The sequence below is a fragment of the Demequina globuliformis genome, assembly GCF_000975155.1.
Classification (GTDB): Bacteria; Actinomycetota; Actinomycetes; order Actinomycetales; family Demequinaceae; genus Demequina; species Demequina globuliformis.
This window is the reverse complement of sequence record NZ_BBRG01000002.1, coordinates 146419-160081: the sequence shown is the minus strand read 5'-3', so window position 1 is coordinate 160081 and position 13663 is coordinate 146419. Positions and strand designations below refer to the sequence as shown.

General features: G+C 64.8%; 15 protein-coding genes. 6 read left to right on the top strand and 9 right to left on the bottom strand.

Annotated features, from left to right (window positions below; all coding sequences use genetic code 11):
- Positions 1 to 11 precede the first annotated feature (11 nt).
- The 4 genes from AOP75_RS09305 (at position 12) to AOP75_RS09290 (ending at position 4473) form a co-directional block, all read left to right on the top strand.
- Positions 12 to 785: an enoyl-CoA hydratase/isomerase family protein gene (locus AOP75_RS09305; protein WP_062078814.1), complete on the top strand. Its 774-nt coding sequence runs from the start codon at positions 12 to 14 to the stop codon at positions 783 to 785.
- Positions 778 to 1617 carry an SDR family oxidoreductase gene (locus tag AOP75_RS09300; protein ID WP_062078813.1) on the top strand — a complete coding sequence of 280 codons (840 nt, stop codon included), beginning with the start codon at positions 778 to 780 and terminating at the stop codon, positions 1615 to 1617. Before AOP75_RS09305 ends, AOP75_RS09300 begins: the two co-directional genes overlap by 8 nt.
- Before the next feature lie 69 nt (positions 1618 to 1686).
- Positions 1687 to 2805 carry a magnesium and cobalt transport protein CorA gene (locus AOP75_RS09295; RefSeq protein ID WP_062078812.1) on the top strand — a complete coding sequence of 373 codons (1119 nt, stop codon included), beginning with the start codon at positions 1687 to 1689 and terminating at the stop codon, positions 2803 to 2805.
- Positions 2806 to 2895: 90 nt separating this feature from the next.
- Positions 2896 to 4473: an SDR family oxidoreductase gene (locus AOP75_RS09290; protein ID WP_062078811.1), complete on the top strand. Its 1578-nt coding sequence runs from the start codon at positions 2896 to 2898 to the stop codon at positions 4471 to 4473.
- 104 nt (positions 4474 to 4577) lie between these two features.
- On the opposite strand, the gene AOP75_RS09285 is transcribed toward AOP75_RS09290, so the two are convergent.
- The 4 genes from AOP75_RS09285 to AOP75_RS09270 all read right to left on the bottom strand — a co-directional run bounded on the left by AOP75_RS09285 (position 4578) and on the right by AOP75_RS09270 (position 8878).
- Positions 4578 to 4787, bottom strand: a complete 210-nt coding sequence (locus AOP75_RS09285; protein ID WP_062078810.1) for a hypothetical protein — start codon at positions 4785 to 4787, stop codon at positions 4578 to 4580.
- 469 nt (positions 4788 to 5256) lie between these two features.
- Positions 5257 to 6789, bottom strand: coding sequence for a reverse transcriptase domain-containing protein (locus AOP75_RS09280; protein WP_062078809.1), 1533 nt, complete (start codon positions 6787 to 6789; stop codon positions 5257 to 5259).
- Between the two features lie 426 nt (positions 6790 to 7215).
- Positions 7216 to 7716: a hypothetical protein gene (locus AOP75_RS09275; protein WP_201774156.1), complete on the bottom strand. Its 501-nt coding sequence runs from the start codon at positions 7714 to 7716 to the stop codon at positions 7216 to 7218.
- Positions 7717 to 7795: 79 nt separating this feature from the next.
- Positions 7796 to 8878: an ImmA/IrrE family metallo-endopeptidase gene (locus AOP75_RS09270; RefSeq protein WP_062078807.1), complete on the bottom strand. Its 1083-nt coding sequence runs from the start codon at positions 8876 to 8878 to the stop codon at positions 7796 to 7798.
- Positions 8879 to 8900: 22 nt separating this feature from the next.
- Between AOP75_RS09270 and AOP75_RS12945 the strand changes: the two genes are divergently transcribed.
- Both AOP75_RS12945 and AOP75_RS09265 read left to right on the top strand, forming a co-directional pair.
- Entirely contained in the window at positions 8901 to 9035 is a 135-nt protein-coding gene (locus AOP75_RS12945; RefSeq protein WP_269078814.1) for a hypothetical protein, read from the top strand.
- 2 nt (positions 9036 to 9037) lie between these two features.
- Entirely contained in the window at positions 9038 to 10162 is a 1125-nt protein-coding gene (locus AOP75_RS09265) for a hypothetical protein (RefSeq protein WP_161794564.1), read from the top strand.
- A 24-nt stretch (positions 10163 to 10186) separates the two neighbouring features.
- Here the strand turns inward: AOP75_RS09265 and AOP75_RS09260 are convergent, their stop codons facing one another.
- The 5 genes from AOP75_RS09260 to AOP75_RS12795 all read right to left on the bottom strand — a co-directional run bounded on the left by AOP75_RS09260 (position 10187) and on the right by AOP75_RS12795 (position 13618).
- Positions 10187 to 10900 carry a hypothetical protein gene (locus AOP75_RS09260; RefSeq protein ID WP_062078804.1) on the bottom strand — a complete coding sequence of 238 codons (714 nt, stop codon included), beginning with the start codon at positions 10898 to 10900 and terminating at the stop codon, positions 10187 to 10189.
- A 163-nt stretch (positions 10901 to 11063) separates the two neighbouring features.
- Positions 11064 to 11435: a hypothetical protein gene (locus AOP75_RS09255; RefSeq protein WP_062078801.1), complete on the bottom strand. Its 372-nt coding sequence runs from the start codon at positions 11433 to 11435 to the stop codon at positions 11064 to 11066.
- A 146-nt stretch (positions 11436 to 11581) separates the two neighbouring features.
- Complete coding sequence (locus AOP75_RS09250; RefSeq protein ID WP_062078800.1) at positions 11582 to 11944, bottom strand: DUF3024 domain-containing protein; 363 nt, start codon at positions 11942 to 11944, stop codon at positions 11582 to 11584.
- Between the two features lie 12 nt (positions 11945 to 11956).
- Positions 11957 to 12733, bottom strand: coding sequence for a hypothetical protein (locus AOP75_RS12800; protein ID WP_062078798.1), 777 nt, complete (start codon positions 12731 to 12733; stop codon positions 11957 to 11959).
- A gap of 6 nt (positions 12734 to 12739) precedes the next feature.
- Positions 12740 to 13618, bottom strand: a complete 879-nt coding sequence (locus AOP75_RS12795; protein WP_062078796.1) for an AAA family ATPase — start codon at positions 13616 to 13618, stop codon at positions 12740 to 12742.
- Positions 13619 to 13663 lie beyond the last annotated feature (45 nt).

The window sequence follows — 13663 nt, the reverse complement described above, 5'->3', positions numbered from 1 at the left end:
CAGGAGCACCCATGCCGTCGTCCCTCGAATATCACGTGAGCGCTGGGGTTGCCCACATCACGTTGTCACGGCCAGAGCGCCTCAACGCCATCGACTTTGACACCGGCATGCTTTACCGAGATGCCTGCCTCGACGCCACGAGTCGCCGCGACGTCCGAGCGATTCTCGTGAGTGCCAAAGGCACTGCGTTCTGTGCGGGGGGCGACGTGCTCGCGATGAATGCCGCGGGCGTGGACGGCGCGGGTGTCACGGAGGGCGCTCACACCATCAATGCGGGGATCCAGGCGCTCGTGCAGTCTGCTGTCCCCGTCGTCGCGGCGGTGCAGGGGGCCGTCGCTGGCGGCGGTATTGGCATCATGCTTGCGGCGGACTACATCGTCGCCTCTCCGACACTGCGGGTGGCGGGCAAGTACGCGGACATTGGTCTCACGCCGGATCTTGGCGTGAGCACGCTGCTGGCACGCGCCATCGGGGAGCGCCGCGCCTTGGAGGTCCTGCTCACCGCGCGCACGCTTGACGCCCCCACTGCGCTCGAGTGGGGGCTCGTGGCTGAGGTGGCCGATGCGCCGGCTGAGCGGGCCAACGCCCTTGCGTCCACTTGGGCCGACGGCGCATGGGAAGCGCTCGGTCAGGCCAAGCGCCTGGTGCGTGCCGGGCAGGAACGAGAGTTGACGGCGCACATGAAAGATGAGGCGGCCTCGATTGGCCGTGCCTACGACAGCGCACAGGCACGGGCGCGCATTGAGGCTTTCGCCTCTCGGAGCAAGGGGAACCACGATGGCTAATGGGCCAATGCACGGCACGACAGTCCTGATCTCCGGCGGCAGCCGCGGCATAGGGTTGGCGATCGCACAGCGGGTAGCTCGTGACGGCGCCAACGTGACGCTGCTCGCGAAGACCGCTGAACCACATCCGCGACTTGAGGGCACGGTTTTTACTGCGGCCGATGCCGTCGTTGCCGCGGGTGGACAGGCGCACCCAGTCGTCGGAGACGTGCGCAATGAGGCCGATATCGAACGCGCCGTTGCGGAGACGGTCGAGAAGTTCGACGGCATCGACGTCGTCGTCAACAACGCGAGCGTCATTGACCTCTCAGGGTCCGCTGAAGTCTCCGCCAAGCGCTACGACCTCATGCAAGATGTCAACGTCCGCGGCACCTTCATGCTCTCGCGCGCAGCGTTGCCCCACCTGTCACGATCAGCGAACCCGCACATCTTGTCCTTGTCGCCGCCCCTCAACGTCACGCCCCGCTGGCTCGGCGCGCACACCGCGTACTCGCTGGCGAAGTTCGGCATGTCGATGGTGACCTTGGGACTGGCCGAGGAATTCAAGGACCGCGGCATCGCCGCCAACACCTTGTGGCCGCGCACCACGATCGCGACGGCAGCGGTGCAGAACATCCTTGGCGGCGAGCAACTCATGAAGCTCAGCCGAACGCCGCAGATTTACGCGGACGCCGCCTACGTCGTGTTGTGCGCAAGAGCGACCGACCACACGGGCGGGCAGCTCATCGTCGAGGACGTGCTGCGCGATGCAGGGATTACTGATCTGAGCGGCTACGCGGCAGTCCCGGGCACCCCCGACGCGGCGCTCTACCCCGACATCTTCCTCGATTGACGCCTGCGCACGTGGCATAGTCTTGCACCCTGGGCCGGCATGGTCGTCGCCGGCAAGGAAGGACCACGGATGTCATCAGCAGAGGCTCCCTCACGCAGGTCGCGGTTGGGGGTCAAGCGTTCTCGGCGCAGCAACACGCCGGCCACGTCGGGCACCGCGCCGGAGCGTCACGAGATTCGGTACCTCACCGGCGGCGTCCTGGCGCCGCCATCTCACGACGCGAGCCCGAGCGACGCGCTGGCCTTTGCTCACACGAGCGATGACACGATGGCGGTCCTGCTCTATCCCGAGCCGTCAGCGCAGGCCATAGATGACCTCGCGGACGGGTGGGACCTCCACCCCGTGCTGGTCGAGGACCTCCATCACGGCCAGCAACGGCCCAAGCTCGAGCGCTATGGCGACGTACTCTTCATCGTCGCGCGTTCGGCCTGGTACGTCGATACCTCCGAGACCGTGGAGTTCGCTGAGTTCCACCTGGTGCTCCATGGCGACGCGCTGGCCATCATCTGTCAGGATTCGGCATGGATTGACGGAAGTGCGGTCGCGGCCGGCGACAGGCTATCCGGGGATGGTGCGCACACTCGCGGACCTCATCTGCTCGACAACCCCGACCTCCTCGCCTTGGGGCCCGAGGCAATCGCCTACCGGTTCCTCGACGTGTTGATCGACGGCTACCGGCCCGTGCTGGACGGCCTCGCGATCGACAAGGATCAGATTGAACGCCAGGTGTTCAGCGGCGATGCCGCCGCTACCGAACGCATCTACCGACTGAACCAAGAGATCATCGACCTGCAGCAGGCCTGCGGCGCCTTGACGTCCGTCATCACCCGGCTGACGGCGGGATTCCAGAAGTACGGGATCGCCGAGGATCTCCAAAGCTATCTGGGCGACCTCACGGACCACCTCACCCACGTCAATGCGGAGGTCGCGGAACTTCGCGAGTCGCTCACACAGATCCTGACCGTGAACGCCACACTCGTGGGCCAGCGCCAGAACGAGGACATGAAGAAGATCTCGGGCTGGGCGGCCATCTTGTTTGCGCCCACGCTGATCGCAGCGATCTACGGCATGAACTTCGATTCCATGCCCGAACTGCACTGGGCCTTTGGCTACCCGCTGGCGCTGGGCTCCATGGTGGCGTTCGCCGTGGTGCTGTACACCGTGTTCAAGTGGAAGAAGTGGATGTAGCCGCCGCCACGAGGGGAATGTCGCAGCCGTGACGGCGCGTTGCAGTGAAAGCATGGCCGCGCGTAGCGGCCCGCGGACGGGAGCCACGGAATGTCATCCGAACACACGGACAGCGCCTGGCTCGACACCCTGAGCGCGCCCATAGGCGACGAGCCTGAGTTGCGCGCTCCACACGACGAGCATGGCAACGCCCCCCGCGTGCTCGTCCTCGGCGCCACGGGATACATCGGCGGGCGCCTCGTTCCCCGCTTGCTGGCAGGGGGCTACCAAGTGCGGGTCGTGGCGCGCTCCACTCGTCGCATCCACGCGCAGCCGTGGGGCGGCCTCGTAGACATCGTCGAAGGGGATGCCCAGGACGCGACCGTGATGGACGCCGCGATGCGCGACGTCGACACGGTGTACTACCTCATTCACTCGATGAGCAGCGGCAAGGATTACGGCCGTCTGGACCGCGCGATCGCGCTCAACGTTGCCACGCACGCGGCGTCTCACAGCGTGGATCGGATCGTGTATCTCAGCGGTCTCCACCCCGACAACACGGAACTGTCCTCCCACCTCGCCTCGCGCAAGGAAGTGGGCGACATTCTCTTGGCCTCCGCAACGCCGACCATCGTGCTCCAAGCGGGAGTGGTCATCGGTGCAGGATCTGCCTCGTTCGAGATGATTCGCCACCTCACCGAGGTGCTGCCGTTCATGCCGGCTCCTCGATGGGTACGCAACTACATCCAACCCATCGCCGTGCGTGATGTCGTGTACTACTTGCTAGCGGCCGCCAGGGTCGCTGAGCGCACCAATCGCGCATTCGACATTGGCGGGCCGGACGTCTTCCGCTACTCCGAGATGATGAACGGCTACGCCGAGGTGGCCGGACTCCCCCACCGAGGAATCGCCGCGCTGCCGGTCATGACGCCTAAGCTCGCATCTCACTGGGTAGGCCTCGTCACACCCGTGCCCCGACAAATTGCGCGGCCGCTGGTGGAGTCGCTGCTGCACTCGTGCGTGGTGAAGGACGATGCCATCGACAGCGTGATTCCTCCACCCCCTGGCGGCCTCACGCCCTACCGCGACGGCCTGCGCCTGGCGCTCGGTCGCATCGAGATTGATCAGGTCGAGACCAGTTGGGTTGACGCCCGCGTCTACGGAGCGCCGAGCGACCCGATGCCAAGCGATCCCGACTGGGCCGGTCGGACAGTGTTTTCAGACCGGCGCCGCAAAGAGACGACGGCGAGCGCGCCGGCCGTGTGGGACGTGATTTCCGAGGTCGGTGGCGCGACCGGATGGTACTCCGCTTCCGTCTTGTGGGCGGCACGGGGCGCTATCGATCGCATTGCCGGCGGGGTGGGCCACCAACGGGGTCGCCGTTCCACTAGCACCGTGGCGGTCGGCGACGCCATTGACGTGTGGCGCGTGGAGCGCGTCGAAACCGGCCACCTGCTGCGCCTACGCGCGGAGATGCGGGTCCCAGGTAAGGCCTGGCTCGAGCTGGGAGTGGACCCGACCCCTGAGGGCGCGGAGTATTGGCAGCGGGCAGTGTTCTTTCCGCGCGGACTGACAGGACGCCTGTACTGGCTGTCGATGCTGCCGTTCCACGGGCTGATCTTCTCCGGCATGGTCAATCGCATTGTGTCGACGGCCGAGTCTGCAGCGGATCGACCTGCGAGTCCATAGCGCGGCACCTGGCAGAGTCACGGACAAACGTCAGCGCTTCGCGATGGGCCGGGGTGACGGTCTGTGCTTCTGCAACTCGGTGAGGACGCGCGCGTGTGCGACTGCTATGGCAAGAGCGCAATATCCGCCAACTCCGCCAGGAGCGCAGTTTTGGCCGCCGAGAACGCTGCGAGGATGTCGGGGGCTTCGTCAGCGCCCCCGGTAGCCTCCTGACGCTCCAACATCGTCGTGTAACACGCCATCGCGCACGCTTCAGATAGGTCTTCCTCAGGTCGGCGCAGGATTTCCGCTAGGGCTTCGTCGATCGTCCACATGCCGCGAGCGTAAAGGACCGGTCCGACATCGAAAGCAATCCGCGCAACGCTACAGGCGGGGCTGCAACCTCTGCAACGCGTGCGAGGATCCAACGATGCTGCGATCCGCGTGTACGGTCCGCGTGTACGTGCTGCCAAGCCCTGTGAAACAGAGAAAGGGCCGCTTTCGATCAGTCGAAAGCGGCCCCTTCCCAGGGTGTTTCTCGGTCGGGCTGACAGGATTTGAACCTGCGACCCCTTGACCCCCAGGTATCGCGATCCCGTCCCTGGACGTCCGCGCGAGTCCCGCAAGATCCAACTATCTTCCCTGGTAACTGGCGACTATACGTCCGTCGGCGTCCGACGATGTCCGAGGACTGGCGCCGGTGTGTTTTGCGCCGGGTTGCTATCACTGTTGCTATTATCGTGCTACGCATACGCTGCGCCGAGCGGCAAGCGCGGCCGATGCACCACCGGAGACGGCCCGAGCCTAGTCACCGTAGAGATACTGAGACCCCGAGCCTGGTACCGAACCAAGCCCGTACGTCTGCACGCCGCGACGGATGGCGCTCGCCATCCGGACGAAACTTGGGACTCTCGTATCGACCGCGCTGCCAGAAGTGGACCTCTCAACGTGTGTGATCAGTTCATCTGGCGTCAGACTCGCTAGGGCTGCGGATGCGCCTGCCTCGTGGCCCAACAACCTCGCGCGCTTCTTCAAGGCAATCACGAGCGTGTGCTGAAGCCAACCATCCAACTCTCGAAGTTGATCATCATCGTCCACGAGCGGGAAGAACGCCATCGCTCCACGAAACTTGTGAGCGGGCGGTGCGGACGTCGCATACCGTCGCACGGCGCTCTCGCTTAGCTGCCCGTACATGTAGCGCCGCAACTGGTAAATCAGCGTGATGTAGTCCCGGTCCGTGCCAATAACTCGGGCACTGACCTGCGCCTCCCGGAGCGGCTCCCGCAACAGGTTGTCGTAAACGAGCTGACGAATGCGCGCCTTGATCCTGCCAACCGATGTCTGCTTGATCCTCGCACCCTGCGTAGACACGGAGTGGCCCAGGTAGTCAACCGTGTGCGTGTGCCGCATCTCTGCCCGGGGCACGTCACCAGGGGTTAGCACACGAATACCCGGACTCTTAGCGGAGTTGATAGCTACACCGATCCGATCCGAAGCAGCGTATAGCGCCTCCACAGCCGCCGTAACTCGCCCAAAATCAGAGCTCCAAAGGACGGTGTCGTCGGCATATCTCGCGAAGCCGACGCCGACCCGTTCAAGCTCAAGGTCCAGCTCAGCGGCGGCCAGGTTGGCCAGAAACAAACTGATCGACGTTCCCTGCGGCAGGCCACGCGTGCGAGGCGGGGCAGACGCGGTCAAGTCTGTCGTCGCCATGTACGGCTCTTGAACGCTCAGGAACGCGCGAATGATCCCAAGTTCGAGCGGTGTGACCATCAGGTCCAGGCGATCGATCGCACCGAGTACATGTTCGTGTTCAACATGGTCGAAGAACTTGCTGAAATCGAACTCCGCGACAAAGAGCCTGTGTTCACGCCTGAACTCAGACTTCATGTAGGCAATCGCGTCGTGTGGGGATGCGTCATGCCGGTACGCAAACGATCGCGCACTGAAGCGTGCGGAGTTGCGTCGCCTCAGTTGATCGAAAACCCTCCGGGATACAACCTCGTCCGCAATCTGGAAGTTGGTGACCGTTCGAGTGCCACCACCGGACTTCGGTACCAAGAAGCCAGACGGCCGTCTCGGCGCGTAACTTCCACTGCGAAGCGCTCCTTCAATCGCGTGGGCAATCGCGGCAGCCCGAGGGCGCGTGAGGTACGGATCGAAGCCAGGATTGAGGCTCCAGGACTCGGGCCGCAGCACTTCCTTGAGCTCCACGGTTTGGGTGCTTCGCCTCGACCGCCGCTTGTTCTCATCTGAGACGGACTTCGCATATGCCTCGTGCTCACGAATCAACTGAAGTGAGCGCCGGCGTATATGCGCTTCAAGGCCGGACCACATCCCGTCTCCTTTCGCGACGTGTTGCGCAGAGCCGGGGCCGCCAAGACGACCCCGGCCGCCGTCGACCTCCGAAAAGTGTGTTGCCACGTTCCGGGCCGTGCGGACCGAAATGCACGCTTCAGACGATGATCAGGCGCAACCTGAAGCGCAATGGGCCGGCGACTAGCCTCGCTTGAGGCATGGCGGGACAGTACCGCAAAGGGAGCCGACCCACCAGTCGCTGGCGCTGAGAGCGTTTGTGCGGTGCCTCCGCATTTGCTAGGCAAGTCGCCGTACCGGGGCCATCCGAAATGTCGCTCCATTTGCACGGGAGTTGGCCTCGCGCGCTGGCGACGGCCCAAAGCCCATCCGGCCGATGGGTAGACGTTGAGCACCCACCTCGACTCTGATGAGACAACGGAACGAACTCTTACTCAAGCCTGAGACTCACGCGAGCCACGCGCCGAAGTCCACGCGCTGATGAGCGGCGGCGCCGGGCGGCAGATGGCGGCCGCGGCTCCGCAGTACAGCGACATAGGACCACAATGTGTCGCCATCAACGAATCCGGCCCGATAGGCCCCGCGCAGCAAGTCCCAAGTACCGGCTACCTGAACGTTTGCGACGGAAACCTCATCACCGGAAATGAGCCCTGCCGGTCCTGCATCGTCCGTGAAGAACACGGCTCGGATTCCACGGCTGTGGACAATGGCAAGCGTTTCAGCTTCGCCGAGATTGGCATGTGGCCCGTCGCCCGGACGCGAGAGCCGCATTCGGTAGGTCTGAGTGAGAACATGCTCTGCTGGCGTTTCGGGATAGAGGGGCTCACCGAAGATCCGGTGAGCCTCCCCCATGTCTTCAAGATCCGGCTCGCGGGACGAGTTCGCGCGCTCGGTCGCGACTGTCGCGCACCATGCAGGGCTCGGCACGAGACGCTCGAGCAAATCCATTCGATGAAGGTATGCGAAATTGATGAGGACCGTGTTGTCGGGGAACGCGAGGACAGTCACTCCTAGTCGCCCGGGCTCATCAGAGGCCGAGAACTTCGGAGAGTTCGTCAGCCGAAAGGCCAACGCTCGGCTGGGGCTCATCTACCTCGAGAGTCAGTGGATCTACGCCAAGCATCCACGCCAACGTGTCTTTTCTCACGGACCCAGCCGCAATTCGACCAAGATGAGCATCTTGGAGCGCAAGTGGGAATCGGCGGGTTGAGGCCGCGTCCATCCGCCGCGTGATCTGATCCTCGTCGGTCGGCACCGGGAGATGCCGCCGCAAGAGCCTCTGCGTCGGCTGACCAGCCCAGACGGAGACGTGGCCCGCAGCGGCAAGGCGCAAGGCACTGAGACGCCTACCAAGCGCGGCAGTAGAAACGCCGCGGTCCCATACGAACTCGGCCAACTCCCTTTCGGTGATGGACGCCCAATCGACGGTGCGCATCACACTCTCCGGCAGAAGCAGTTCCGCCGCGAACGCATTTGCCTCAGGCTCAGTGCAATGCTGATCTGCAGGTCCGCCTGAGTTCATTGACGCGGCCTGGTAAGACAGATGACCGAGCTCGTGGGCGAGCGACCAATTTTCCCAGAACCAACTGCCTGTTGCCCCGAGAGCGATCACCGCTCGGTCACCAATGAACATTGAGTACGCGGCCGACAATTCCTTCAGCCGCACCACGTCGACACCCAAGCCGTCGAGCCGGTCGGCAAAGGTGCGTACAAACTCCTCGCCAAGCGCAGCGCGCGCGGCAGACAGCGACGCCGGAACATCTGAAGCAGGGCAATCACCGTGCACCTGTTCGTACGCGAGGACGATCGTTTCAAGGTGGGGAACATCCTCTTCGACTGCCGGCAGTCGGTGCTCCTTGGTGCTGTGGTCAAACGTGTGTCGAGCGGCTGCGAGCACGCGACGCGGGTTTGCCTCACCTGTGATGAGGAAGTGAAGATCTGCATCAAGAAGATCCGCAAGCTTCGCGAGTTCAATCGCCGCGAAGCCGCGCTTCCCATTCAACGCACGCGAGAAGGCATCGGGGGTCATCCCAATCTGCAGAGCAACTTCGCGCTGAGTGTGAGTAGGCGGGAGCAGACCCGCAACACGCTCGCCGATCTCCACGCTCATGGGCCCATCCTACACAGAGCTCTTGGGAAAATCCCAATACGCGCAGTGGGCGCTTCAGTTGGGCAAGCAAGCCGGCCAAGCACAGCGCGAACGCGGCGCCCGGACGCTGCTACGCGTCTATTGGGGCAAATCGACCGCTGGCGTTGCGCGAGCCTGACCATGCGCCAGACCCATGTCGCCCGGCATTGTGGGTCCATGCACCTTTCGATCAAAGCTGAAGGCACCACGCTGACCGCACAGCAGGCCAAGATCCTGGACGATGAGTTCTTCTTGTCCGACCCGTTCAGCCATTTCACTTCGCGGATAGCCATGTTGCTTGAGACGAACCATTCCGACTACCAGGCAACGCCCGACAAGGCGGGTGAGTTCTTTGATGCGCTCGGACTCGACAATGCCGAGTCCGTGCTCGGGTTCAACAAGGAGCGTCGGAGCGTCCAGGTCGCGATCGACGCGCTTTCACTACGCCATCAGGTCGCGGAAGCACTCACGAGGTTCATCTATGCACGCGTTGCGGCCGTGCCTCGGCCCGGTGATGCGCGATCGACGTGGCTGGCCATCGCAGACAGCCCGATGCAGATCAAGGAGGTCATCGCGGCAAACAAAGCGGCGATCGATGCGGATCCGACCCGATTCCTCAGGCTTCTGTTCACGCCCGGCACCGTCGTGGATGCTCAGGTCGCGGCGACCGCGGACACAGCGATGGCTTGGGTGAACCACGCCGCGTGGCTGCTGACTGATGTGGAGCTACCCATCAATGCGGCACACAACAAGATCAAGCACGGTCTAGCTACATCGGCGCGCGGCGACGTCCGAATCGAGTTGGTCACAACGCGCCCGAACCCTGATGGCACGATTCCGATAAGCGCGTTCGGCGAGGGCAAGTCGTTGCCGCTCTTTGACCGGACGATGCTGACGTTCCTCAGCCGACCGCCAAAGGATCTGCGCCAGGGACTCGAAGCTGTCTCTCTGCGCGTGGACGTCCCGGTTGTGCTGGCCGAGACCTGGATGATGACCAACGTCTACGCGACGATGGTTCACAACGCGGCACGCGACCACTACGGGGATAGCCTCCCCGACGGTGTTCCCGCCTGCCCTGCACTTGTCGTAGGACGGCTCCCTGAGCATGTCATCGGAGACCGCCCTTTGGGGTATCGGTCGGCGGTGACGATGCCGCCTGACGGGACATCGTCACCACGGCCTTCCGGCGTGGCGTTCTTCAGAGGGTTCTGGCCGATGACCGTTGACTTCGAAAGCGGTTCCGAAGGAGTTGTCATCGAGGGGTAGTCGCCACACAGCGGGAGGCCCAGATCAGTTGAACTGAAACCCGCGATACGTGCTCTGCACGGTGAAGCGGTGGCCGTCCTTTCGTCGCTGGAGAAGTCCAGCGACGGTGTCGACATCGTTAGGACGCATGCCCAGTCCCCTGCACTTCGCGCGCAACTGGTCGACGGTGATCGGACCCCAGCGATCCGAACGCATCATCATGTCGGACTTGAGCATCTCTTCTTCATTCCACTTCAAACCCGACGAGTAGCCCGCGGCGATGAGCGCGACGTGCTCGAGAATTTGATCGACGCCGTTCGGTAGCTGGTCCAACGAACTGGCCCGGTCGGGTGCCGAAACGGGCGGAACCGTTTCTCCTCGGAACAGTTGAACTGGATTAGCGTCCTCGATCCACTCCGCGGTCTCGTCCTCGTTCCACTCGATGACCACGAGCGCGTCCGCGTTCACGCCCCACAGGTCGTTCAGGTGACTGCGGTCCGGCCAAGCACACAACACACGGTGCCCGGCCAGCGAACCTGTCGACAGCCCTCGCCAAGTGAGATGCATGACTCCCGTGTGTGCCGCCAGTCGCTGCAGACTGTCGCTCTGGATCTGCTTCCGAGGGGTCACCACCACGACGGATCGGCCGGGTTGTTCGAGCAGCCACCTTATGGCTCGAATGTTCTGCGGCTCGCGTGAGGCTTCCCCCTCGCTGAGTCGCGAGACTGCAACCGGGTACGGGTAGGCGTCGGACGTCATCGCGCATCTCCTCGCTTGGTGTGCGGCGAGTTCACGCTATCCGCACCCTCTGACATTCGAGGCCCCGCGCCCGCGCCGACAACGATAGTTCCGACACGAGTGCGGCCTCCGCCGCACCGTCACACAGGGGACCGCCCGTGGCCGTCCACCTCTCAGCGTGCCCCTAGGTACCCGGGGCGACTGCATCGGCCGCTTCCTCGGACGCGGGAACTCGGCGGAGAGCTCTGCTGGCAAGCGACTCCTCGCCGCGCGCACGTACAAGCAGCACCACCGTGACCGGCCCGTTGACAACGAACTTCAAGGCGTTCCAAAGACACACCAACACGACGAGGTTCACCCAATCGGGCCCGCCGTCGGCGACCCACTGCACGAGCGCAGCCGCGGCCACCAGGTAGACCCCGGCGACGAGCATCCCCGGCACGCCCCACTTCAAGCCGGAACGCCGACGCGTGGCTCGTATGAGACTGTTCGAGGGCATGTAGCGCTGCAGGAAGTCGCAAATGCTGACGCCCGTGGTCCAGATGAGTCGGAACATGATCCCGGCCTCCCGAGGAAGCGCGATTCTCCGCCGAGGAGGCAGCGCGTGGAGGGTGCCCGCAGGCGTCTGTCACGAAGGACGCTCGAGTCGGTGTCTTCTGCCTCGCCGACCAAGGTACGGACCACCCCCGAGGACGTAGAGGATCATCCCAGGGTGTGGAGTACTGGCGGCGTCGACCCGAAGAAGATTGGGTCTCCGCTGTCGCCGATCCAGTCGAGCAGAGCCTGCACGTTCTTCGTGGGGCGCTTGCGCTTGTACTCGTGGAACTTGACGCTACGGTCGCGCCAATAGATCGCCCACTGCCCCGACGCGACCGTGTATCTCAGGCGCGCGATCGGGAACCGTGTGTGGTCGCCGACACCGTCCCACGGCGGACGCACCTCGACGATGTCCACACGCCGGGCCGCCACGTCCATCTCGACGCGCACCTGGTCCCATAGGTGCTCGGGCACGCGCTCGCGACACCACCGCTCGATGCGATGCAGATCGGTCTCGGGAAGCGCCATGGCGCAAGGCTGTCATCGAGCGAGCGGCGGGCTCTTCCACGACACAACTCGCGGCTCCGACGACGGAGCGGGCGCGGCAGCAGCGATGCGATGAGCCTCTCGAACGGCCGCCGCGGCTCGCGCCTCGTCGATGCGCTGTGCAGCCGTGACCGCAGGCACACCGAGCGTCGGACCGTCACCGGTAGCGCGATACCGGTCGCGGTAGGCGGCGACGATGCGGGCGGAACGCACCCACTCGGCCGACGGGGACGGCGCTCCCGGTTCGAACCCCAGGCCTCGCACCCACTGCTCCCCCGCCACAGCGGCCCGATCGACCAGCGCGGCGGCACGGGCTTCCATGAGCTCGCGTCGCTCGTCGAGCGCCCGGCGCATGTCTGCATCCATCGGCCCGGACGCCACGGGCACGAGCCTCACGATGAGATCCGGTGCACGCCTCGACGTCCCCGGCGAGCGCAACCGGCTGGTCGCCCTCACCACACTCCCGTGCAATACCGCCGCCACGTCCTCGGCATCGGCATGCGACAACCGGGAAGCCCGCACCAACGCGGCCCACCGCTCGTGCGGCGCTCCAACGGCGCTGGTTTCGTACTCGCCGGTGAGCTCGGCACTCGAGCCCCACGCCTCTTGTTCTGCGACGATCGTCTCGGTCGCCGACGACTCCGCGCCCACATGGGCGAGCGCCGAACGAGCAGTCGCCTCGTTATCGTCCACCGGGTGTGACCCGGCGTGGTCGTCGTCGGGCCTGTCCAGCGTCACGTAGGCGGCGTTCGAGGCTCGTCCTCGGGTCATGGCGACCTAGAGGTTCTCGCGCGTCGTCGTCGGCTCGACAAGTGCGTGGGCAGTGTCCGTCGTTGTGCCCTGGGCCCGATAGGCGGTGACCGCGTATCCGAGCTCCACGTGCGCGGCGACGTAGGACGCGGGCAGCACAACCAAGCCGCCTCGACTGTGCGAAGCCTGTCGAACGACGAGCGACCCGTCGCGCCGCAACCCCGTGACGGTCCAGCGCTTCCCGTTGCGCACCCAATCGCGTCCGGCGTGCAGGCGCCGGTCGTTCTGGCGGGTCACGACCAGGTCACCGACCGACGCAGCGGTGCCGTCGTGCAGCGCAACCTCTGCGTAGACGTCGACGACGCCGTCGAGCACGAGGTCGGCCCGCGCCCGGCGGTTAAGGGTGACGTCGGCATCGCGGGACTCGCCGATCACCACCGATGCGACGCCGGCCTCGCGGTCTCGCCGCCAGGCGGTGTATGCGGCGTCGGCCATGGCAGCGGCGTCGCCTTCGACAATGCGGCCGTGACGGCCGTAGGCGTCGATAGCGATGGCCCGTCCGTACCGCAGGTCGAGGGACGCTCGCTTCTCCAAGACGTGAACGAAGCGGTGCACGTCGACCAGTTCGGGTGCATCGTCGCGGTCCGCGACGAGCATGCCGAAAGCGCCGCCGGTCTCGCCCGACTGAAGCTGCGCCCAGTCGCCGACGAGAAGCACCTTTGCGCCAGCACCGAATGCTGCACGGACGAAGCGGGCGAGCACCAGGGTGCCGTCGAGCCTCGCCTCGTCGATGATGACGAGCTGGCCTGCCGCGAAACGGGCCTCACCGCGGTCGTAGCGCGTGAGCCACATCGCGGTGTTCTCGGTGCTGATCTCGAGGTCGTCCGCGAGTACGCTCGACGCCACAGTTTAAGGCTCGAGCCCGATCGCGGCGCCGCGCCCGTGCTCCTC

What these genes read in the sequence shown, in the direction of transcription:
- AOP75_RS09305 (WP_062078814.1), top strand. Translation starts at nt 12, where the DNA reads ATGCCGTCGTCCCTCGAATATCACGTGAGCGCTGGGGTTGCCCACATC.
- AOP75_RS09300 (WP_062078813.1), top strand. Translation starts at nt 778, where the DNA reads ATGGCTAATGGGCCAATGCACGGCACGACAGTCCTGATCTCCGGCGGC.
- AOP75_RS09295 (WP_062078812.1), top strand. Translation starts at nt 1,687, where the DNA reads ATGTCATCAGCAGAGGCTCCCTCACGCAGGTCGCGGTTGGGGGTCAAG.
- AOP75_RS09290 (WP_062078811.1), top strand. Translation starts at nt 2,896, where the DNA reads ATGTCATCCGAACACACGGACAGCGCCTGGCTCGACACCCTGAGCGCG.
- AOP75_RS09285 (WP_062078810.1), bottom strand. Translation starts at nt 4,787, where the DNA reads ATGTGGACGATCGACGAAGCCCTAGCGGAAATCCTGCGCCGACCTGAG.
- AOP75_RS09280 (WP_062078809.1), bottom strand. Translation starts at nt 6,789, where the DNA reads ATGTGGTCCGGCCTTGAAGCGCATATACGCCGGCGCTCACTTCAGTTG.
- AOP75_RS09275 (WP_201774156.1), bottom strand. Translation starts at nt 7,716, where the DNA reads ATGGATTTGCTCGAGCGTCTCGTGCCGAGCCCTGCATGGTGCGCGACA.
- AOP75_RS09270 (WP_062078807.1), bottom strand. Translation starts at nt 8,878, where the DNA reads ATGAGCGTGGAGATCGGCGAGCGTGTTGCGGGTCTGCTCCCGCCTACT.
- AOP75_RS09265 (WP_161794564.1), top strand. Translation starts at nt 9,038, where the DNA reads ATGCGCCAGACCCATGTCGCCCGGCATTGTGGGTCCATGCACCTTTCG.
- AOP75_RS09260 (WP_062078804.1), bottom strand. Translation starts at nt 10,900, where the DNA reads ATGACGTCCGACGCCTACCCGTACCCGGTTGCAGTCTCGCGACTCAGC.
- AOP75_RS09255 (WP_062078801.1), bottom strand. Translation starts at nt 11,435, where the DNA reads ATGTTCCGACTCATCTGGACCACGGGCGTCAGCATTTGCGACTTCCTG.
- AOP75_RS09250 (WP_062078800.1), bottom strand. Translation starts at nt 11,944, where the DNA reads ATGGCGCTTCCCGAGACCGATCTGCATCGCATCGAGCGGTGGTGTCGC.
- AOP75_RS12800 (WP_062078798.1), bottom strand. Translation starts at nt 12,733, where the DNA reads ATGACCCGAGGACGAGCCTCGAACGCCGCCTACGTGACGCTGGACAGG.